This is a genomic window from Streptomyces sp. NPDC001663, assembly GCF_042893105.1.
Classification (GTDB): Bacteria; Actinomycetota; Actinomycetes; order Streptomycetales; family Streptomycetaceae; genus Streptomyces.
In genome coordinates this window covers 239,068-258,722 of sequence record NZ_JBIAUR010000006.1, presented here as the reverse complement: position 1 = coordinate 258,722, position 19,655 = coordinate 239,068, and the positions used below count along the sequence as shown (strand labels likewise).

At 70.8% G+C, this 19,655-nt stretch carries 21 protein-coding genes; 12 read left to right on the top strand and 9 right to left on the bottom strand.

What is annotated here, in order from left to right; all coding sequences use genetic code 11:
• Positions 1 to 20 precede the first annotated feature (20 nt).
• Together ACFY1L_RS20985 and ACFY1L_RS20980 are read left to right on the top strand one after the other, a co-directional pair.
• The gene (locus ACFY1L_RS20985; protein ID WP_388826072.1) at positions 21 to 380 is read left to right on the top strand and encodes a DUF779 domain-containing protein; all 360 of its coding nucleotides are present in this window, start codon (positions 21 to 23) and stop codon (positions 378 to 380) included.
• A 192-nt stretch (positions 381 to 572) separates the two neighbouring features.
• Positions 573 to 1,724: a phosphodiester glycosidase family protein gene (locus ACFY1L_RS20980; RefSeq protein WP_388826069.1), complete on the top strand. Its 1,152-nt coding sequence runs from the start codon at positions 573 to 575 to the stop codon at positions 1,722 to 1,724.
• Between the two features lie 12 nt (positions 1,725 to 1,736).
• Here the strand turns inward: ACFY1L_RS20980 and ACFY1L_RS20975 are convergent, their stop codons facing one another.
• The 6 genes from ACFY1L_RS20975 to ACFY1L_RS20950 all read right to left on the bottom strand — a co-directional run bounded on the left by ACFY1L_RS20975 (position 1,737) and on the right by ACFY1L_RS20950 (position 6,999).
• Positions 1,737 to 1,931: a hypothetical protein gene (locus ACFY1L_RS20975; RefSeq protein ID WP_361271911.1), complete on the bottom strand. Its 195-nt coding sequence runs from the start codon at positions 1,929 to 1,931 to the stop codon at positions 1,737 to 1,739.
• A 108-nt stretch (positions 1,932 to 2,039) separates the two neighbouring features.
• Positions 2,040 to 2,903, bottom strand: a complete 864-nt coding sequence (locus ACFY1L_RS20970) for a phosphatidylinositol-specific phospholipase C/glycerophosphodiester phosphodiesterase family protein (protein WP_388826066.1) — start codon at positions 2,901 to 2,903, stop codon at positions 2,040 to 2,042.
• 184 nt (positions 2,904 to 3,087) lie between these two features.
• Entirely contained in the window at positions 3,088 to 4,161 is a 1,074-nt protein-coding gene (locus tag ACFY1L_RS20965; protein WP_388826063.1) for an acyl-CoA dehydrogenase family protein, read from the bottom strand.
• The gene (locus tag ACFY1L_RS20960) at positions 4,158 to 5,339 is read right to left on the bottom strand and encodes an acyl-CoA dehydrogenase family protein (RefSeq protein ID WP_388826060.1); all 1,182 of its coding nucleotides are present in this window, start codon (positions 5,337 to 5,339) and stop codon (positions 4,158 to 4,160) included. The genes ACFY1L_RS20965 and ACFY1L_RS20960 overlap by 4 nt, the downstream gene beginning before the upstream one ends.
• Positions 5,339 to 6,319, bottom strand: coding sequence for an NADPH:quinone oxidoreductase family protein (locus ACFY1L_RS20955; protein ID WP_388826057.1), 981 nt, complete (start codon positions 6,317 to 6,319; stop codon positions 5,339 to 5,341). The genes ACFY1L_RS20960 and ACFY1L_RS20955 overlap by 1 nt, the downstream gene beginning before the upstream one ends.
• Positions 6,320 to 6,417: 98 nt before the next feature.
• On the bottom strand, positions 6,418 to 6,999 hold the full coding sequence (locus tag ACFY1L_RS20950; protein WP_388826055.1) for a helix-turn-helix domain-containing protein: 582 nt from the start codon (positions 6,997 to 6,999) through the stop codon (positions 6,418 to 6,420).
• A 77-nt stretch (positions 7,000 to 7,076) separates the two neighbouring features.
• Between ACFY1L_RS20950 and ACFY1L_RS20945 the strand changes: the two genes are divergently transcribed.
• The 5 genes from ACFY1L_RS20945 to ACFY1L_RS20925 all read left to right on the top strand — a co-directional run bounded on the left by ACFY1L_RS20945 (position 7,077) and on the right by ACFY1L_RS20925 (position 11,820).
• Positions 7,077 to 8,024, top strand: a complete 948-nt coding sequence (locus tag ACFY1L_RS20945; RefSeq protein ID WP_388826052.1) for an NAD(P)/FAD-dependent oxidoreductase — start codon at positions 7,077 to 7,079, stop codon at positions 8,022 to 8,024.
• Between the two features lie 51 nt (positions 8,025 to 8,075).
• Positions 8,076 to 9,614: an ATP-dependent DNA ligase gene (locus ACFY1L_RS20940; protein WP_388826049.1), complete on the top strand. Its 1,539-nt coding sequence runs from the start codon at positions 8,076 to 8,078 to the stop codon at positions 9,612 to 9,614.
• Entirely contained in the window at positions 9,611 to 10,081 is a 471-nt protein-coding gene (locus tag ACFY1L_RS20935) for an NUDIX domain-containing protein (RefSeq protein WP_388826046.1), read from the top strand. The genes ACFY1L_RS20940 and ACFY1L_RS20935 overlap by 4 nt, the downstream gene beginning before the upstream one ends.
• Before the next feature lie 82 nt (positions 10,082 to 10,163).
• Positions 10,164 to 11,558: an NADP-dependent succinic semialdehyde dehydrogenase gene (locus tag ACFY1L_RS20930; protein WP_388826043.1), complete on the top strand. Its 1,395-nt coding sequence runs from the start codon at positions 10,164 to 10,166 to the stop codon at positions 11,556 to 11,558.
• A 25-nt stretch (positions 11,559 to 11,583) separates the two neighbouring features.
• The gene (locus ACFY1L_RS20925; protein ID WP_361271938.1) at positions 11,584 to 11,820 is read left to right on the top strand and encodes a DUF6213 family protein; all 237 of its coding nucleotides are present in this window, start codon (positions 11,584 to 11,586) and stop codon (positions 11,818 to 11,820) included.
• Between the two features lie 6 nt (positions 11,821 to 11,826).
• On the opposite strand, the gene ACFY1L_RS20920 is transcribed toward ACFY1L_RS20925, so the two are convergent.
• Positions 11,827 to 12,492: a transcriptional regulator gene (locus ACFY1L_RS20920; RefSeq protein ID WP_388826040.1), complete on the bottom strand. Its 666-nt coding sequence runs from the start codon at positions 12,490 to 12,492 to the stop codon at positions 11,827 to 11,829.
• A gap of 137 nt (positions 12,493 to 12,629) precedes the next feature.
• Between ACFY1L_RS20920 and ACFY1L_RS20915 the strand changes: the two genes are divergently transcribed.
• The 3 genes from ACFY1L_RS20915 to ACFY1L_RS20905 are packed head-to-tail and all read left to right on the top strand — an operon-like array spanning position 12,630 to position 15,493.
• A complete protein-coding gene (locus ACFY1L_RS20915; protein WP_388826904.1) occupies positions 12,630 to 13,757 on the top strand; it encodes a type III polyketide synthase in 1,128 nt (375 codons plus the stop codon).
• Positions 13,750 to 14,964 (top strand): cytochrome P450, encoded by a 1,215-nt coding sequence (locus tag ACFY1L_RS20910; protein ID WP_388826037.1) that lies wholly within the window; start codon positions 13,750 to 13,752, stop codon positions 14,962 to 14,964. Before ACFY1L_RS20915 ends, ACFY1L_RS20910 begins: the two co-directional genes overlap by 8 nt.
• A gap of 7 nt (positions 14,965 to 14,971) precedes the next feature.
• Positions 14,972 to 15,493 (top strand): cupin domain-containing protein, encoded by a 522-nt coding sequence (locus ACFY1L_RS20905; protein WP_388826034.1) that lies wholly within the window; start codon positions 14,972 to 14,974, stop codon positions 15,491 to 15,493.
• 178 nt (positions 15,494 to 15,671) lie between these two features.
• Here the strand turns inward: ACFY1L_RS20905 and ACFY1L_RS20900 are convergent, their stop codons facing one another.
• On the bottom strand, positions 15,672 to 16,898 hold the full coding sequence (locus ACFY1L_RS20900) for an acyl-CoA dehydrogenase family protein (protein WP_388826032.1): 1,227 nt from the start codon (positions 16,896 to 16,898) through the stop codon (positions 15,672 to 15,674).
• A gap of 172 nt (positions 16,899 to 17,070) precedes the next feature.
• Here ACFY1L_RS20900 and ACFY1L_RS20895 point away from each other — a divergent pair, with 172 nt between their 5' ends.
• Positions 17,071 to 17,715 (top strand): TetR family transcriptional regulator, encoded by a 645-nt coding sequence (locus ACFY1L_RS20895; RefSeq protein ID WP_388826029.1) that lies wholly within the window; start codon positions 17,071 to 17,073, stop codon positions 17,713 to 17,715.
• Here the strand turns inward: ACFY1L_RS20895 and def are convergent.
• Positions 17,712 to 18,257, bottom strand: a complete 546-nt coding sequence (gene def, locus ACFY1L_RS20890) for a peptide deformylase (RefSeq protein ID WP_388826026.1) — start codon at positions 18,255 to 18,257, stop codon at positions 17,712 to 17,714. The genes ACFY1L_RS20895 and def overlap by 4 nt on opposite strands.
• A gap of 148 nt (positions 18,258 to 18,405) precedes the next feature.
• Here def and ACFY1L_RS20885 point away from each other — a divergent pair, with 148 nt between their 5' ends.
• On the top strand, positions 18,406 to 19,644 hold the full coding sequence (locus tag ACFY1L_RS20885) for a MurT ligase domain-containing protein (RefSeq protein WP_388826023.1): 1,239 nt from the start codon (positions 18,406 to 18,408) through the stop codon (positions 19,642 to 19,644).
• Positions 19,645 to 19,655 lie beyond the last annotated feature (11 nt).

The following is a 19,655-nucleotide window of genomic DNA, read 5'->3' as shown; positions in this document are numbered from 1 at the left end:
GGCCGTGCTGCCCTGGACGCATGCATGACGAGACCCCGCGCGTCGAGCTCACCCCCGCGGCCGCCGACCTGCTCCGCCGTCTGTCGGCGGAGCACGGCCCGCTGATGTTCCACCAGTCCGGCGGCTGCTGCGACGGCAGCGCGCCCATGTGCTACCCGGAGGGCGAGTTCCGCACCGGCGGCTCGGACGTGCTGCTCGCGGAGCTGGACGTCGAGGGGGTGGCGCGGCCGGTGACGTTCTGGATGTCCCGCAGCCAGTACGAGGTGTGGAGCCACACCCGGCTGATCGTGGACGTCGTAGCAGGCCGTGGCAGCGGTTTCTCGCTGGAAGCACCCGAGGGGGTGCGTTTTCTCACCCGTTCTCGCGTAGTCGGCGCATAGCCATCCCGCGGGCCACTGTCATCTGGTGCACTTCCCCTGAGACCTGAGACAGTTGACGATCCCTCAGGGGGAACTGTGACGCATCGTCAGAAGCGTTTCGCAGCAAGCAGATTCGGTAGATCCGAACTGACGTCGGGTAGATCGGTACTCGCGTTTCTCACGGCATTCGGCGCGCTGGCCGGTGCGGCCCTGGTGGGGGCGGCACCGGCCGGCGCCGCGCAGGGAGCCGGCACGATCGCGCCGGGAGTCACCTACAAGCAGTTCGACGTCCAAGGGGCCAAGGGCCTCACTCACGCCCATCTGCTCACCGTCGACCTGAGCAACACGCACGTACGGCTCGACCTGCTGTACCCGGGAGCGGTGGCGGCCCGGGCCGCGGTGTCGAAGCTGGCCGACGCGCAAGGCGCCGTCGCGGGCATCAACGGCGACTTCTTCAACATCTCCGAGACCCAGCATCCGGGCGTCGAGGTGACGGGCTCGACCGACGGGCCGGCGATCGCGAGCGGGCATGTGCTCAAGGCGTCGGTGCCGGACGGCCAGCGCTTCGGCCCGGCGCTGCCTCCCGGCACCACCACCCGGGACGTGCTCGGCGTGGGCACCGACCGCAGGGCACGGATGGACAGCATGACCCTCACCGGGTCGGTCCGCACGCCGGTCGGGCGGCTGCCGCTCGGCGGGCTCAACCAGTACGCGCTGCCGGTGGATTCGATCGGCGCCTTCACCTCCGACTGGGGCAGCGTCTCCCGGGTCCGCGCCACCTGCGGCACGGACGAGGACCGGGCCGCGCCCTGCAGCGGGGACACCTACGAGGTGACGATCCGCGGCAACCGGGTCGTCTCCCTGTCCGACACCCCGGGCAAGGGCGCGATCGCCGCGGGGACCACGGTGCTCGTCGGTCGCGAGGCGGGCGCGCAGCGGCTGCGGAAGTTCTTCAAGGGCGAGCCGGTGACGGTCTCGCACCGGCTGGTGGCGTCGACGTCCCGGGTCCCGTACCGCTTCGCGCTCGGCGGATATCCGGTGCTGAAGGGCGGCACTCCGCTGGCCGGCCTCGACAACGCGGCTTCGGCGGTGCGCACCGCCGTCGGCATCGCGAAAGGCGGGAAGCGGCTGCTGCTGTTCGCCCTGGACGGTGCGTCCGAGTACCGCAAGGGCCTGACGATCGCCGAAGTCGCCGCGGAAATGCAGGCGTTGGGCTCGGTCGACGCCTTCAGCCTGGACGGCGGCGGGTCGACGACACTGGTCGCCCGGGAGCCGGGGTCGACCGGGGTCTCCGTGCGGAACCATCCGTCCGGCGATGCGGAACGCCCGGTCCCGAACGGCATCGGGGTGTTCCAGACGTCGTAGTTGCCCCAGAGGTCACGGCCTCAGACTGCCGACGATGTCGGCCGTGGCGGTGACACCGCTGTGAATGGTGGGCGCGATGCTCGTGCTGGCCAGATAGAAGCCGAGCAGCGCGCACACCAGCGCGTGGGAGACCTTCAGTCCGCCGTTGCGCATGAAGATCACCGCCAGGATCAGCAGCAGCACCACCACAGAGATGGAAATCGCCATCGTCAGCCTCCTCCGCCACGCCGCAGGTCGGTTCGCGGCATTCGGCCGTAAGTGTGGCGTAGCGGAGGGTTCGTCCGGGCGGCTGACCTGTCCGCCGAATGGATGGTTCTACGCGGCCCGATGGGCGTCGAGGAAGGCCTCCAGGCCGGCCAGGTCGTCGGTGTTGAAGTAGTCGACGTCGGCGGCGAGCAGTTCGGTCCACAGCGCGTCGCGGGCGGGGCCGGCCACGTCCGGGGTGTTCCAGAAGCGCACCTTCTGCCCGCGGGCGTGCGCCTGGCCGATGATGCTCCGCAGCTTCTGCCGCTCGGCGTCCGGGAATGCGCCCTCGCCCAGCCAGGTGAAGTTGAGCTGCCAGTTGTCGGAGATCAGCGGGACGAAGGAGGCGGGCGCCGAGGTGCCGAGGTCGGTGAGCCGGCCGTCGTAGAAGGCGCGGCGCACGGTCTGGGCCTCCATGGGCGTACGGGCCGCGCGGTCGCCGGAGATGACGTTGGTGACCGCGCCGGGGAGGACACGGCCGTGGGCGTACGTGGTGAACAGGTGCTTGTAGCGCTGGAGATGGCGGTCGAGTTCGAGGTACGTCGACGAGCCCTCGGTCTTGATGTCGATGAGCAGCTGCAGCGGCCTGCGGTAACCCCGGTACACCGAGCCGTGGTTGGCCTTGACGATGGCCGCCAGCGGGTCGAGGTAGAGGGACTCCAGTGTGCGTGTCGGGTCCAGGTCGTCCACCGTGTGGCCGATCAGCAGCTGGTCGCCGACGAGGAAGATGTCGGCCTCGACGCTGCCGAAGCGGTGGTCGAGGGCGTCGAACAGGGGTCGCGTGTGCTCGTAGTCGTTGTGGGCGTGCGCGCGCCACAACGGGCACGGGCCGCGCCCGCGTTCACCGGCCACCGCCCGGCCGGCGGGCAGCGCGAGGGTGCCCGCGAGCGCGGCGCCGAGGGTGGTGAGGGCTCTGCGACGAGTGGTGAGGGCCATGCTCTGCCTCCCTTTGAGGGCCATGTGGGACGACAGCGAGTATGGGGTCCCAAGGTCCGCAAAGGGCATGTCCCGGACGGGAGTTGGCCGGACTGCCGCCGTGCGTTCACCCCCTCCGCAGCGGGCGCACGAAAAAGCCCGCCCCTGGTGGGGCGGGCTTTCCCGGCGTGTTCGAAGGTGTACGTCAGGGGGCTTGCAGGTCCACCAGTTCGGCCAGGGCGGCGCGGTGGGCGCCGGCGGTGCCGTAGGCGATCGAGTCGGCCTTGGCCCGCTTGAGGTACAGGTGGATCGGGTGCTCCCAGGTCATGCCGATACCGGCGTGCAACTGCAGTGCCTCCTCGGCGGCGTGTACGGCGACCTGGGCCGCGTAGGCCTGTACGACGGCGACCGCCACGTCGGCGTCCCGGTCGGCGGCGAGCGCGTCGGCGGCGTTGCGGGCGGCGGCGCGGAGGTTGACGACCTCCAGCCACAGCTGGGCGAGCCGGTGCTTGAGCGCCTGGAAGCCGCCGACGGGCCGGTTGAACTGCTTGCGCTCCTTGAGGTAGCGCACCGTCTCGGTCAACGTCCAGTCGGCGAGCCCGAGTTGCTCGGAGGCGAGCAGTCCGGCTCCGGCGCGCAGGGCCCGTCGTACGGCGGGCTCGGCGTCACCGATCCGGCGCCCGCTCGCCCCGTCGAGGGTGACGGTCGCGAGGGGCCGGGTGAGGTCGAGGGAGGTCTGCGGGGTGAGGGTCGCGGCGTCCGCGTCGACGGCGTACAGCCCGCCGTCCTCCGCAGGCACCAGCAGCACATCGGCGACGGCGGCGTCCGCGATGCCGGTCAACTCCCCGTGCAGGACACCGTTTTCGAGTCGTACGGCTTTGTAGGCGCTGCCCGGAGCGACGCTCAGCGCGACCGCGAGGGCGCCGATCTTCCGTCCCGACGCGAGGTCGGCCAGCAACCCCTCGTCCCCGCATTCCAGCAGGGCCTCGGTGGCGACGACGGCGCTCGTCAGGTACGGCACCGGGGCGACTGCCCGGCCCAACTCCTCCAGGACCACGGCGACTTCGCGGTGCGTGGCGCCCTGGCCGCCCTGCGCCTCGGGCACCAGCAGGCCCGCGAGGCCCATGCCGTCCGCGAGGGCCTTCCAGGCCGCGAGGTCGTGCGGGGCGCCGGACTCGGTGCGCGCGATGACGCCGGGAGCGTCGCAGTGGTCGGCGAGCAGGTCCCGTACGGCGGACCGCAGCGCCTCTTCCTCCTCGGAGTAGAGCAGATCCGTCATCGGGCCAGGTCCTTCCAGGCGACGTCCTTGTCGGTGCGCGGCTCGGACGGCAGGCCCAGAACGCGCTCGGCGACGATGTTCAGCAGGACCTCGCTGGTCCCGCCCTCGATGCTGTTGCCCTTGGAGCGGAGGTAGCGGTAGCCGGCCTCACGTCCGGTGAAGTCCACCAGCTCCGGGCGGCGCATGGTCCAGTCGTCGTACAACAGGCCCTCCTCGCCGAGGAGTTCGACCTCCAGGCCGCTGATCTCCTGGTTGAGGCGGGCGAAGGCGAGCTTCATGCCGGCGCCCTCGGGGCCGGGCTGGCCCGCGACGAGCTGCTGACGCAGGCGTTCGCCGGTGAGCCGGGCGACCTCGGCCTCGACCCACAGCTTGAGCAGCCGCTGGTGCAGGTCGTGGGTGCGCAGTTCGGGCCGCTCGCGCCAGGTCTTCGAGACCGGGCCGATCATGCCTCCCTCGCGGGGCAGCCGCATGCCGCCGATGGCGACGCGCTCGTTGTTCAGTGTGGTCTGCGCGACGCGCCAGCCGTCGCCGATCTCGCCGAGGCGGCGGGAGTCGGGGATGCGGACGTCGGTGAGGAAGACCTCGTTGAACTCGGCCTCGCCGGTGATCTGGCGCAGCGGACGGACCTCGACGCCGGGGTCGGTCATGTCGCACAGGAAGTAGGTGATGCCCGCGTGCTTGGGCACGTCCGGGTCGGTGCGCGCGATGAGGATGGCCCAGCGGGCGAGGTGGGCGCTGGAGGTCCACACCTTCTGCCCGTTGACCACCCAGTCCTCGCCCTCACGGACGGCGCGCGTGCCGAGCGCCGCGAGGTCGGAGCCGGCGCCGGGCTCGCTGAAGAGCTGGCACCAGACCTCCTCGCCGGTCCACAGCGGCCGCAGGAAGCGCTGCTTCTGCTCGTCGGTGCCGTACTTCAGGATCGTCGGTGCGGCCATGCCGAGGCCGATGCCGATGCGGCGCGGGTCGTTGTCGGGGGCGCCCGCGGCCTCCAACTCGGTGTCCACGACGGCCTGGAGGGAGCGGGGGGCGCCGAGTCCGCCGAGGCCTTCCGGGTAGTGCACCCAGGCGAGTCCCGCGTCGAAGCGGGCCTTGAGGAAGTCCAGGCGGTCGGTGGTGGCCGGTGGGTGTGCGGCCAGCAACTCCCTTGTGCGGCTTTGCAGTTCGGCTGCGTCAGTCATCAGGCGGCTCCGTTCTCCAGCGACAGCGAGGGCAGGACGGCCACGCGGCCGGTGGTCACACCGTCACCGACGCGCTGGACGGCGTCCGCGGCCCCGCCGAGCGGTACGCGCTCACTCACCAAGGGCTTGATGGCGCCCCGGGCGGCCAGCTCGGTGAGCTGCTCGTGGCAGTGCGCGATCAGCTTCGGGTTCTTGGTGCCGTACAGGCCCCAGTGCAGTCCGAGGATCGAGTAGTTCTTCACCAGGGCGTGGTTGAGGCCCGGGCTCGGGATGACCCCGCTCGCGAAGCCGACGATCACGATCCGTCCCTCGAAGGCGACGACCTTGGTGGACTGGGTGTAGGCCTCGCCACCGACGGGGTCGTAGATCACGTCGGCGCCCCGGCCGCCGGTGGCCTCCTTCACGGCGGCGATGACGTCCTCGGCCTTGCGGTCGATCACGACGTCGCAGCCCAACTCCCTTGCCGCGGCGGCCTTGTCGGCGCCGCCGACGACGCCGATGACCGTCGCGCCGGCCGCCTTGCCGAGCTGCACGGCCGCGCTGCCGACCCCTCCAGCGGCAGCGTGGACGAGCAGCGTCTCGCCGGCTTCCAGGTGGGCCCGGCGGTGCAGACCGAACCAGCCCGTCTGGTAGCCGATGTGCAGGGCGGCGGCCTCGGCGTCGTCGAGCGACTCGGGCACCGGCAGCAGGGCGGCGGCGTCCGCGACGGCGTACTCGGCGAAACCGCCGTACGGCAGCGCGGGGTTGGCGATCACCCGGCGTCCGTCCTCGGTCTCGCCGCAGATCTCCACGCCCGGTGTGAACGGCAGCGGCGGCCGGACCTGGTACTGGCCCCGGCACATCAGCACGTCCGGGAAGTTGATGTTGGCGGCACGCACCTTCAGCAGGACCTGGCCGTCACCGGGCGTGGGCCGCTCCACCTCCTCGAGCCGCATCACCTCGCTCGGCTCGCCGATCTCGTGCACTTGCCATGCCTGCATGCGGTGCCTCCACGGGACTGCGTTGTCTTGCCGGAGTCTGACCGGGGTCGATACGCATACTAAGCGGTCGCTTGCCCGTGAGGGAACAGTAGCGCGCGTCACTTCCGCAGGGGCTTCGCCCGTACGTGCATCCGCTCCCCCTGCGGCCCGAACAGGCTCAGGAACTCCGCCGGCCCCTCCCCCGTCGACCCGAACCAGTGCGGCACCCGTGTGTCGAACTCGGCCGCCTCCCCGGCCGTGAGCACCACGTCGTGCTCGCCCAGCACGACCCGCAGCCGTCCGGACAGCACGTACAACCACTCGTAGCCCTCATGGGTACGGGGTTCGGGCTCCTCACTGCCCTCCGGCACCAGCACCTTGAAGGCCTGCAGGCCGCCGGGCTGCCGGGTGAGCGGCCAGTAGGTGCGTCCGTGTCGCACCAGGGGCTTGGTCCTCACCCGCGGGTCCTCCACCGGGGGCGCCCCGACCAGTTCGTCCAGCGGGACCTGGTGCGCCCGCGCGATCGGCAGCAGCAGCTCCAGGCTGGGTTTGCGCAGCCCGGACTCCAGCCGCGAGAGCGTGCTCACCGAGATGCCGGTGGCCGCCGACAGCCCGGCGAGCGTCGCGCCCCGCTCCTTGCGGACGCGCCGCAGCCGGGGGCCCACCTCCGCGAGGACCTCGTCCGTGTCGTCGTCGCTCATGACCCACCTTGCGGTTTCGGCAAACATGTTTGTCAATCCAGCGTATCCGAGCGACCTTCTAGGTGGAGGTGGTCACCGTGACCGAGAAGTACGAAGTGATCGTCGTCGGAGGCGGCGCGGCAGGGCTCTCCGCCGCGCTGGTCCTGGGCCGGGCCCGGCGCCGCACCCTGGTCGTCGACGCGGGCGAGCCGCGCAACGCGCCCGCCGCCCATATGCAGGGCTATCTGTCCCGGGACGGCATGCCGCCGGCCGAGTTCCTGGCGATCGGCCGCGAGGAGATCGCACGGTACGGCGTGGAGCTGGTCCGGGACCGGGCGGTGGACGTCACGCGCGGTGAGGACTTCACGGTGGTGCTGGAAAGCGGCCGTACCGTCCGGGCCCGGCGTCTGGTCATCGCCACCGGTCTCAAGGACGAACTGCCCGAGGTCCCTGGCGTCGCCGAGCGCTTCGGCCGGGACGTCCTGCACTGCCCGTACTGCCACGGCTGGGAGGTCCGCGATCAGGCCTTCGGTGTGCTCGCCACGACCGCGCTGAGTGTGCACCAGGCCCTGATGGTGTCCCAGTGGTCGAAGGACGTGACGTTCTTCCTGCACACGGTCGCCGAGAAGGAGCTGTCGGACGACGATCTGCGCAGGCTCGCGGCGGCCGGGGTGAAGGTGGTGCCGGGCGAGGTGGCGGAGCTGGTGGTGGAGGAGGACCGGCTCACCGGCGTACGCCTCGTTGGGGGTACCCCCTCTGGGGGAGGTACGACGCATGCGCGCGAGGTTGTCTTCACGGCGCCGCGTGCCATCCCGCAGACCGGCCTGCTGGAGCGGCTGGGAGCCGAACTCCAGGACTCCCCCTTCGGCGCGTACCCGGTGGTCGACCCGACCGGGCTCACCTCCGTGCCGGGCGTGTGGGCGGTCGGCAACGCGATGGGCTTCGCCGAGCAGGTCGTGAACGCGGCGGCCGGCGGCTACCGGGCGGGGGCCTTCATCAACGGGGAGCTGCTGATGAGCGACCTCGACGCGGCCGTACCGGCATAGAACCGCCGCCGTCCGGGTGTAGAGCGCCCGCCTCCGTTGCACGATGGCTGCATGCTGCTGACCCGGCTGGCCCAGGTGTCCCAGGAAGTCGCCGCCACCTCGGCGCGGTCCCGGAAGATCGCTCTGCTCGCCGAGCTGTTCCGGGACGCCGAGGCGGACGACGTGCCGATCGTGATCCCGTACCTGGCGGGACGGCTCCCGCAGGGGCGGCTCGGTGTCGGCTGGAAGGTCCTCAGCCGCCCGGTCGCCCCGGCCGCGGAGCCGACCCTGACCGTGCGCGAGGTGGACGCCCTCCTCAGCGAGCTGGGCAAGGTCGCGGGCGCCGGCTCGCAGGCCGAACGGGCCCGGCTGGTCGGGGAGTTGATGGGCGCGGCGACCGAGGACGAGCAGCGGTTCCTGTTCGGCCTGATCACCGGCGAGGTACGGCAGGGCGCCCTGGACGCCGTGGCCGTGGAGGGCCTGGCGCAGGCGACCGAGGCGCCGCCCGCTGACGTGCGCCGGGCGGTGATGCTCGCCGGATCCCTGCAGCCGGTGGCACAGGCCCTGCTCGCGGACGGCCCGGCGTCCCTGGACCGCTTCCGGCTCACCGTCGGCCGCCCGGTCCTGCCGATGCTGGCGCACAGCGCCTCCTCGGTGGCCGAGGCGGTCGACAAGCTCGGTGCCTGTGTGGCCGAGGAGAAGCTGGACGGCATCCGCGTCCAGGTCCACCGGGACGGCGACACCGTACGGATCTACACCCGCACCCTCGACGACATCACCGACCGCCTGCCCGAACTCACCACCGCCGCCCTGGAGTTGAGCGGCCGCCGGTTCATCCTCGACGGCGAGGTGATCTCCTTCGGCGAGGACGGGCGACCCCGCTCCTTCCAGGAGACCGCCGGGCGCGTCGGCTCGCGCGTGGACGTGGCGACGGCCGCCGAGACGGTCCCCGTCTCCCCCGTCTTCTTCGACGCCCTGTCCGTCGACGACCGCGACCTCCTCGACCTGCCCTTCGCCGAACGGCACGCGGAACTGGCCCGGCTGGTCCCCGAGCCGATGCGGGTACGGCGCACCCTGGTTTCCGGCCCGGAGGACGTGGCCGAGGCGGAGGCCTTCCTCGCCGCCACCCTGGAACGCGGCCACGAGGGCGTCGTGGTGAAGGCCCTCGACGCCGCCTACAGCGCGGGCCGCCGCGGCGCGTCCTGGCTGAAGGTCAAGCCGGTGCACACGCTCGACCTGGTGGTGCTCGCCGCCGAGTGGGGCCACGGCCGCCGCACGGGCAAGCTCTCCAACCTCCACCTGGGCGCCCGTACGGCGGACGGCGGCTTCGCCATGCTCGGCAAGACCTTCAAGGGCATGACGGACGCGATGCTCACCTGGCAGACCGATCGCCTCCAGGAGCTGGCCGTCGACACCAACGGCTACGCGGTGACCGTACGCCCCGAACTCGTCGTCGAGATCGCCTACGACGGTCTGCAGAAGTCCACCCGCTACCCGGCCGGCGTCACCCTCCGCTTCGCCCGCGTGGTCCGCTACCGCGAGGACAAACGCCCCGAGGAGGCGGACACGGTCGAGACGCTGCTCGCCGCGCACCCGGAGGTGAAGCGATGAGCGCCACCAACGGCAAGCGCAGTGCCGGCCTGCTGCTGTTCCGGCACACCGACGACGGCCTGGAGGTATTGCTCGGCCACATGGGCGGACCGTTCTTCGCCAAGCGCGACGCCGGTGCCTGGACCGTGCCGAAGGGCGAGTACGAGCCCGAGGAGGAGACCGCCTGGGACGCCGCCCGGCGTGAGTTCCAGGAGGAGCTCGGGCTGGAGCCGCCCGACGGCGAGGCGGCGGAGCTGGGCGAGGTGCGGCAGACCAACGGCAAGACCGTCACGGCCTGGGCGATCGAGGCCGACCTCGACCCGACGACGATCGATCCCGGCACGTTCCGCATGGAGTGGCCGCCGAGGTCCGGACAGATCCAGGAGTTCCCGGAACTGGACCGCGTGGCATGGTTCGGGCTCGACCACGCCCGGGAGGTGATCGTGAAGGCGCAGGCCACGTTTCTCGACCGGCTGGCGGAGCACTAGGGCCTGAGCAGACGCATACGCGTTGCGGTCGCCCGCGGTGCGCGGGAAGGTCGTATCACAGAGCCGCCCCAGGAGGTCAGCCATGCCCATCGCGACGGTGAACCCGGCGAACGGCGAGACGCTCAAGACGTACGAGGCCATGGGCGAGGAGGAGCTCGAGCGCCGGCTCCAGCTCGCGGAGGCGACGTTCCGCACGTACCGGACGACGCCCTTCGCCGAACGCGCCCGCCTCATGCACAAGGCGGCCGGGCTGCTCGAACAGATCCAGCAGGACATCGCCCGCGTGATGACCACCGAGATGGGCAAGCCGGTCAAGCAGGCCCGCGCGGAGGCCGCCAAGTGCGCCAAGGCGATGCGCTGGTACGCCGACCACGCCGAGGAACTCCTCGCCGACGAGGAGCCCTCCGACTCCGACGTGAAGGACTCCGGCGCGTCCCGCGTCCGCGTGCGCTACCGGCCGCTCGGGCCCGTGCTCGCGGTGATGCCGTGGAACTTCCCCCTCTGGCAGGTCGTCCGGTTCGCCGCGCCCGCACTGATGGCGGGCAACGTGGGCCTGCTCAAGCACGCCTCCAACGTCCCGCAGACCGCTCTGTTCCTGGAGGACCTCTTCCACCAGGCGGGCTACCCCGAGGGCTGCTTCCAGACCCTGCTCATCGGCTCCGGCGCGGTCGACGACATCCTGCGCGACGAACGGGTCAAGGCGGCCACGCTCACGGGGAGCGAGCCCGCGGGGCGCGCGGTCGCCTCCACCTCCGGGGAGATGATCAAGAAGACGGTGCTGGAGCTCGGCGGCAGCGACCCGTACGTCGTCATGCCTTCCGCCGACATCGACCGGGCCGCACAGATCGCGATCACCGCGCGTGTGCAGAACAACGGGCAGTCGTGCATCGCCGCCAAGCGGTTCATCGTGCACACGGACGTCTACGACGCCTTCGCCGAACGTTTCGTCGAGGGCATGAAGGCGCTGAAGGTCGGCGACCCGATGAACGAGGACACGGACGTCGGGCCGCTCGCCAGCGAGCAGGGGCGGACCGACCTGGAGGAGCTCGTCGACGACGCGACGCGCAGCGGGGCGACGGCGCTGTGCGGCGGCCATCGGCTGCGCCGGCCAGAGCTGCCCGGCTGGTACTACCCGCCCACCGTGCTGACCGGCATCACCCGGGAGATGCGGATCCACCGGGAGGAGGCCTTCGGGCCGGTCGCCACGCTGTACCGCGCGGCCGATCTCGACGAGGCCGTACTCATCGCCAACGACTCGCCGTTCGGACTGAGCTCCAACGTGTGGACGCGGGACGAGGCCGAGGTCGACCGGTTCGTACGGGATCTGGAGGCCGGTGGCGTGTTCGTCAACGGGATGACCGCCTCCCACCCGGCCTTCCCGTTCGGCGGGGTCAAGCGGTCCGGGTACGGGCGTGAGCTGTCCGGGCACGGAATCCGGGAGTTCTGCAACATCACTACCGTTTGGCACGGTGCGTGAGCGCTGCGCGGCTAACATCCCGGTTGTGAACCGCGAAGTGACTCTGCCTCTGATCGTCGATGACCGCGGGACCTTGCAGGTGGCTGCCGCCGATGTGAGCAAGTTGTTGCGGACCGTGGGTGGGCGATGGCTGCACCTTGTCGAGGCCGGGGAGCACGGGCTGGACGAGGACACGGTGGCTGCGCTGACCATTGAGCTGGCGAAGCTTGCCGATCGTATCGACGTGGCCTGCATTGCTCACAGCAGCGGTACTGCGCCGTAAGGGCGGTCAGCTTGCCCGCGCCTGAAGGGTCTCCCAGAACATCGCCTCGTAGCTTTGCAGCAAGCGGCCGTAGGCGTGTGCCCGTTCCTCGTTCAGGTAACCCGCGTCCAGGCCTGCCTGAACCGCTGCCGTCGCCCTCTGGTCCAGGTCGGGGGCCGGTTCCGCGAAGAAGTCGAAGAAGGCGCAGGCCTCGTCGCTGAAGCCGTAGTGGACTCGTAGGGCCTGGGCGATCTTCGCGCAATAGCCGCCCCACGCCGAGAAGTTGGCGGTGATCGCCAGGACCGTGTCGGTCGGGGAGGCGTTGAGGGCGAGCCAGGACACGTAGGACGGGTAGGCCTGGCAGCCCGGCAGGGGGTCGTAGGCGCGGGCGCGGGGCTCGTCCACGCCGCAGGCTGCCGCGAACGGCTCCAGGCGCTCCCAGGCCAGGGCCTCGCCCTCGGCGAGCAGCTCGAAGAACTCGGCGGCCTCCGGTTCTTCCGTCCCACGCTCGGCCAAGTGGCGGAAGGCGCGGCGGTCCGCGGGGATCACCCAGCGCTGTTCCAGGGCCAGCGTGGCGAGGGTGTCGCGGGAGGCCTCGCCCCGGGCGATCAGCGGAACCAGGGGGTTGGCCTGCGGGTCCGGGGCGAGCTTCGCGGTGGTCGTCGCCAGAAGTTCCGTGGCCGTACGCGTCATCGCGTCCTCCGTCGGTTCGGGTACGGGGCCTGCTTCTTCGACCCTGACACGTCGTCCCCGATACGGAGTAGTTCGGCGCGAGATCGCCGTGGGGTCGGGTGATCGTGGGGGAACCACCCGCTGCGGTGATCCACTTTCTGACCGGGGGGCGCAGGCCTTCCGGACGGCGAAAGCAGGCACGGTTCATGGCGACTTTGTGCAGACCCTCGGTGTCCGTACCAGAGCACGTGATCACGATGGAGGAGACGCTGGAGCTGGCACGCTCCCGCCACGCAGACCACCCCCAACTGCCGCTGGCCCTCCGGCTGATCGAGAACACCGGCGTCCGCACGCGACACATCGTGCAGCCGATCGAGGAGACCCTCAAGCACCCCGGTTTCGAGGAGCGCAACAAGATCTACGTGGCCGAGGCGAAGGCCCGGGTCCCCGAGGTCATCCAGCGGGCGCTCGACGACGCCGAGGTTCTGGCCTCCGACATCGACGTGATCATCTACGTCTCCTGCACGGGCTTCATGATGCCCTCGCTCACCGCCTGGCTGATCAACGAGATGGACTTCGACTCCACCACCCGCCAGATACCCATCGCCCAGCTGGGCTGTGCGGCCGGCGGCGCGGCGATCAACCGCGCGCACGACTTCTGCACGGCCTATCCCGACGCCAACGCGCTGATCGTGGCCTGCGAGTTCTGCTCGCTGTGCTACCAGCCCACCGACCTGGCCATCGGATCCCTGCTCTCCAACGGTCTGTTCGGCGACGGGATAGCCGCCGCGGTGGTGCGCGGCCGGGGCGGCGAGGGCATCGAGCTCGAGCGCAACGGCTCGTACCTGATCCCCAAGACCGAGGAGTGGATCATGTACGACGTCCGGGCCACCGGATTCCACTTCCTGCTGGACAAGCGGGTGCCGGGCACCATGGAGCCGCTGGCGCCGGCGCTGCAGGATCTGGCCGGGCTGCACGGCTGGGACGCCGCCGACCTGGACTTCTACATCGTGCACGCGGGCGGCCCCCGCATCCTCGACGACCTCAGCAAGTTCCTGCAGGTCGACCCGCACGCCTTCCGGTTCAGCCGGGCCACCCTCACCGAGTACGGCAACATCGCCAGCGCCGTCGTCCTGGACGCGCTGCGCCGGCTGTTCGACGAGGGCGGTGCCCAGCACCGGGCGCGCGGACTGCTCGCCGGGTTCGGTCCCGGCATCACCGCGGAGATGACCCTGGGCCGCTGGTGCACCCGGGACGAAGAGAGAGCGTGGTCACGCCATGGCTGAGGAAACCCTCACCGAGACGCTTCCCCCGGTCAGGCACTGGCCGGCCCTCGACCTGACCGGCGTCGACTTCGACCCGGTGCTGGCCGAGCTGATGCGCGAGGGCCCCGTCACCCGTATCCAGCTGCCCAACGGCGAGGGCTGGGCCTGGCTCGTCACGCGACACGACGACGTGCGCATGGTGACCAACGACCCCCGCTTCAGCCGTGAGGCGGTCATGGACCAGCCGGTCACCCGGCTCGCCCCGCACTTCATCCCGCAGCGGGGCGCGGTCGGCTTCCTCGACCCGCCGGACCACACCCGGCTGCGCCGCTCGGTGGCCGCCGCGTTCACCGCGAAGGGCGTGGAGCGGGTGCGGGAGCGGTCCCGGCGGATGCTGGACGAGCTGGTCGACGAGCTGCTGCAGGACGGGCCGCCGGCGGACCTCACCGCGAGCGTCCTGACCCCCTTCCCCATCGCCGTGATCTGCGAGCTGATGGGCGTCCCGGCCGCCGACCGGCAGGGCATGCACACCTGGACCCAGCTCATCCTGTCCTCCTCGCACGGTGCCAAGGTCAGCGAGAAGGCCAAGAACGAGATGGGTGCCTACTTCGCCGACCTCATCGGCCTCAGGGAGGGCAGCTCCGGCGAGGACGTGGCGTCGCTGCTGGGTGCCGCCGTCGGCCGCGGCGAGATCTCCCTGGAGGAGGCCGTGGGCCTCGCGGTGCTGCTGCAGATCGGCGGCGAGGCGGTCACCAACAACAGCGGCCAGATGTTCTACCTCCTGCTGACCCGCCCGGACCTGGCCGAACGGCTGCGGGCCGAGCCGGAGATCCGCCCGCAGGCCATCGACGAGCTGCTGCGCTACATCCCGCACCGCAACGCGGTCGGCCTGTCGCGCATCGCCATGGAGGACGTGGAGATCAAGGGCGTACGAATCCGCGCCGGCGACCCGATCTACGTCTCCTACCTTGCCGCCAACCGCGACCCGGACGTCTTCCCCGACCCCGAGACCATCGACCTCACCCGCGCCCCGAACCCCCATGTGTCCTTCGGCTTCGGCCCGCACTACTGCCCGGGCGGCATGCTGGCCCGTCTGGAGTCCGAGCTGCTGGTCGACGCCCTGCTGGACCGGCTGCCGGGTCTGAAGCTCGCCGTGGAGCCGGGCCAAGTTCCGTTCAAGAAGGGCGCGTTGATCCGGGGACCCGAAGCACTGCCGGTCACGTGGTGAGCGGCCGATGACTGCGACGGAGGGGCTGCTGGTACCGCCGGGACACGGCCGGGTCGTCCAGACCCCGGCGCAGCGCGTGACGTTCAAGGTGACCGGCACGCACTCGCGCACGGCGTCCACCTTCGAGGTCGAGGTGCCACCCGGCTTCGACGTCGGCGCCCATGTGCACACCCGCAGCGAGGAGTTGTTCTACGTGCTCGAGGGCGAACTGGACGTGCTCGCCTTCGAGCCCCGCATCCGTACCCCCGACAACTGGCAGAGGTGGGAGTCGAGTTCGGGCAACCGCGTGGTGCGTGCGACCCCGGGCACGGTCATCGTCGTACCGCCGGGCTGCCCGCACGCCTTCGCCAACCCGACCGACCGGCCCGCGAAGATGTTCTTCCAGGCGTCCCCGCCACCCGACCACGAGCGCTACTTCGAGGAGCTCCTCGAGATCCTCGGCAGCGGGGCACCACCGGACCACCGGGCCATCGAGGACCTGCGACGCCGCTACGACATCGAGCAGCTGACACCTCTACGACACCGCTGACCTCGTCCGTCGTGCACGGGTGGGGGTTGCTGTGCTGTGTCCGCAATGTGGTGGCATGAACATCGAGAAGGTGTCGCACCGTCTGCCTGACCTGCCTGCACCGATGGGTGCCGCAGCGGTGGACGCAGTGGTCCCCCGGCCGGTACCGGCCGGGGGACCATCCGGAGTCCCGAAGGTGCTACCGGATCGGCATCCCCGAGAGGGTGCGGGCGATCACCAACCGCTGGATCTCGCTCGTGCCCTCGAAGATCGTGTAGATCGCGGCGTCACGGTGCATCCGCTCCACCGGGTACTCCCGGGTGTAGCCGTTGCCGCCGAGGATCTGGATCGCCTGCGCGGTGACCTTCTTCGCGGTCTCGCTCGCGAACAGCTTGGACATGGAGCCCTCGGCGGCCGTGAACTGCTTGCCGTTGACCGCCATCCAGGACGCGCGCCAGACCAGCAGCCGAGCCGCGTCGATGGACGTACGCATGTCCGCGAGCTGGAAGGCGACACCCTGGTTGTCGATGATCGGGCGGCCGAACTGCTCACGGGTCTTTGCGTAGTCGAGGGCCACCTCGTACGCGGCCCGGGCGGTACCGACGGCCATCGCGCCGACCGCCGGGCGGGACGCCTCGAACGTGGCCATCGCCGCGTTCTTCACGCGCTCGCCGCCCGCCTTGGCCCGCTCCCGGGCCCGGGCGAGGCGCTCGTCGAGCTTCGCCTTGCCGCCGAGGAGGCAGGAACCGGGCACGCGCGCGTTCTCCAGGACGACCTCGGCGGTGTGCGAGGCGCGGATGCCGTGCTTCTTGAACTTCTGGCCCTGGGACAGCCCCGGCGTGTTCGGCGGGACGATGAAGGACGCGTGGCCCTTGGAGCCGAGCTCCGGGTCGACGACGGCCACGACCACGTGGACGTTGGCGATGCCGCCGTTGGTCGCCCAGGTCTTGGTGCCGTTGAGCACCCACTCGTCCTTGGCCTCGTCGTACACCGCACGCGTTCGCATGGAGGCCACGTCGGAACCGGCGTCGGGCTCGGAGGAGCAGAACGCGGCGACCTTTACGTCGTTGGCGTCGCCGTACATCTGGGGGATCCAGGTGCCGATCTGTTCCTCGGTTCCGTTGGCGAGAACGCCCACGGCGGCCAGACCCGTGCCTACGATCGACAGGGCGATGCCCGCATCGCCCCAGAACAGCTCCTCCATGGCCATCGGGATGCCGAGGCCGGTGGGGTCGAAATACTGCTGGGCGTAGAAGTCGAGGGAGTAGATGCCAACCTTCGCGGCCTCCTGGATGACCGGCCAGGGAGTCTCCTCACGCTCGTCCCATTCGGCGGCCGCGGGGCGGATCACGTCGGCCGCGAAGCCGTGCAACCAGTCCCGGACCTCCTTCTGTTCGTCGTTGAGCTCCATGGTGAACTCGGCCATGACCCCTCCAGCGGCGGCACACATGCATGTTACTAGCGGTAACTCGAGTGTGTTACCCACGGGTAGGAAAAGTCAACTCCTGATGACGCCTCGGCAGCCCGTTCGATGCAGGATGCAGGTTGAGTGTTAGTTTGCGCAGGCGTTACCGAATCAGCACGGGTGGGGAGAGCTCATGGACACCACGCAGCGGACCGAGCAGCAACGGTCCGCCGACCGTCGCCGGCGCGAACTGCTGGAGGCCGCGGACCGAGTGGTGCTGCGCGACGGCCCACAGGCCTCGATGAACGCGATCGCGGCGGAGGCCGGCATCACGAAGCCGATCCTGTACCGGCACTTCGGTGACAAGAGCGGACTGTACGCCGCCTTGGCCAAGCGGCACACGGACGCCCTGCTCAACTCGCTCAGAGCGGCGCTCGACGCCCCGGCGGACCGGCGGGAGCGGGTCGAGGCCACGCTCGACACCTACCTCGCGGCGATCGAGCTGCGCCCGCAGGTGTACCGGTTCCTGATGCATCCGGCGGAGGGCAGCCAGACGGGCGACCAGGGCTTCGACGTCGGCAAGCATTCGATTCCGCTGCTCCGGCGCATGGGCGAGGAGCTGGCCCAGGTCATCGAGGACCGCCTGGACCTCGGACCGGGCGGTCAGCAGCTGGCCCGGGTGTGGGGGCACGGAATCGTCGGCATGATGCACGCCGCCGGCGACTGGTGGCTGGGCGAACGGCCCTGCTCGCGCGCGGAGTTGGTACGCAGCCTCGCCGACCTGCTGTGGGGACGGCTTGCGGCGGCCGGGGACAAGATGGGCGGACCCGGCTTCTAACGCGGACGGTGCCAGGAGGCGCGTGCCACCTGTCGCATCAGGCGGCGGTGGCGCCGACCCCTCAAGTGGTCGGCGTAGACCCTGCCCTCCAGGTGGTCGCACTCGTGCTGCAGGCAGCGGGCGAAGAAACCCGTCCCGTGCACGGTGACCGGCTCCCCGGTCACCGTGAAGCCCTCGACCACCGCATGGTCGTGGCGCTCGGTCCCCGCCTCCAGGCCCGGCAGCGACAGACAGCCCTCCGGACCGCGGATCACCACACCGTCCGCCTCCACCAGACGTGGGTTCACCACGTGCCCCAAGTGACGAACATCCTCATCGTCGGGGCAGTCGTACACGAACACGCGCAAAGATTCACCGATCTGGTTCGCGGCCAGACCGACCCCCTGCGCCGCGTACATCGTTGCGAACAAGTCCTCCACGAGAGCGGCCAGTTCGGGCCCGAATTCGGTGACCTCCTTGCCGGGGGCGTGCAGTATGGGGTCGCCGAACAGGGTGAGAGGTCTCACTCGCCCTCGGGCGCCGGGGATGGAGCCGTGTCGCATGGGCGCAAGATTACGGTCCCGTAGGCTCGCGCCCGCCGCGCAGGCGCCCGCGGTTCGGGAGCGTGAACAGATCTCGATAGGCTGAGGTCCACACCACGTTGCCGTAAGGCTTCAGGCGCGGCGCGTACGCAAGGAGGATCGAGAACTGATGGCAGGCAACTCGGACCCGCTCACGCCGCGGGCCAAGCTGGCCGTGACCGCGGGCAAGGCGGTCGCTGCGGCATCGCGCGCCGCGGGGCGCGGGAGCGGTTCGGTGATCGGTGGCCGGGTGGCACTCAAGCTCGACCCCGACCTCCTCGCACGGCTCGCCCAGAACCTGGACGTGACCCTGGTCTCGGCGACCAACGGCAAGACCACCACCACCCGGCTGATCGCCGAGGCGCTGCGGGCCGCCGGTCCGGTCGTCTCCAACGCGCTCGGCGCGAACATGCCGGCCGGCATCACCTCGGCCCTCGCGGGCAGCTCGGACGCCCGGTTCGGCGTCATCGAGGTCGACGAGAAGTACCTCGCCGGGGTCGCCCGGGACACCGACCCCAAGTGCATCGCACTGCTGAACCTCTCCCGCGACCAGCTCGACCGCGCCGCCGAGACCCGCATGCTCGCGGAGAACTGGCGCGAGGGGCTCGCCGGGTCCAAGGCCGTCATCGTCGCCAACGCCGACGACCCGCTGGTCGTGTGGGCCGCCTCCTCCTCCCCCAACGTGATCTGGGTCGCCGCCGGGCAGATGTGGAAGGACGACGCCTGGTCCTGCCCGTCCTGCGGCGGTGTGATGCAGCGTCCGGGTGACGACTGGTTCTGCGGCGAGTGCGGTTTCCGCCGGCCGACGCCGAGCTGGGCGCTCTCCGGCGACCACGTCCTCGACCCGCACGGCTCCGCCTGGCCGATCCACCTCCAGCTGCCCGGCCGCGCCAACAAGGCGAACGCCGCGAGCTCCGCCGCCGTCGCCGCCGTCTTCGGTGTGCCGCCGCAGGTCGCCCTGGAACGCATGTACCAGGTGCAGGCCGTGGCCGGCCGCTACGACGTGGTGCAGTTCCAGCAGCGCGACCTGCGGCTGCTGCTCGCGAAGAACCCGGCGGGCTGGCTCGAAACGTTCAGCCTGATCGATCCTCCGCCGACCCCGGTGATCCTCTCCGTGAACGCGCGCGGCGCCGACGGCACCGACACCTCCTGGCTGTGGGACGTCGACTACACGCGCCTGACCGGCCACCCGATCTGCGTGATCGGCGACCGGAAGCTGGACCTCGCGGTGCGTCTGGAGGTCGCGAACCAGCACTTCCAGGTCTGCGAGGACCTCGACCAGGCGGTGCAGAAGTGCCCGCCGGGCCGGATCGAGGTCATCGCCAACTACACCGCGTTCCAGGACCTGCGCCGCCGCGTCGGCAACTGACAACTCAGGGG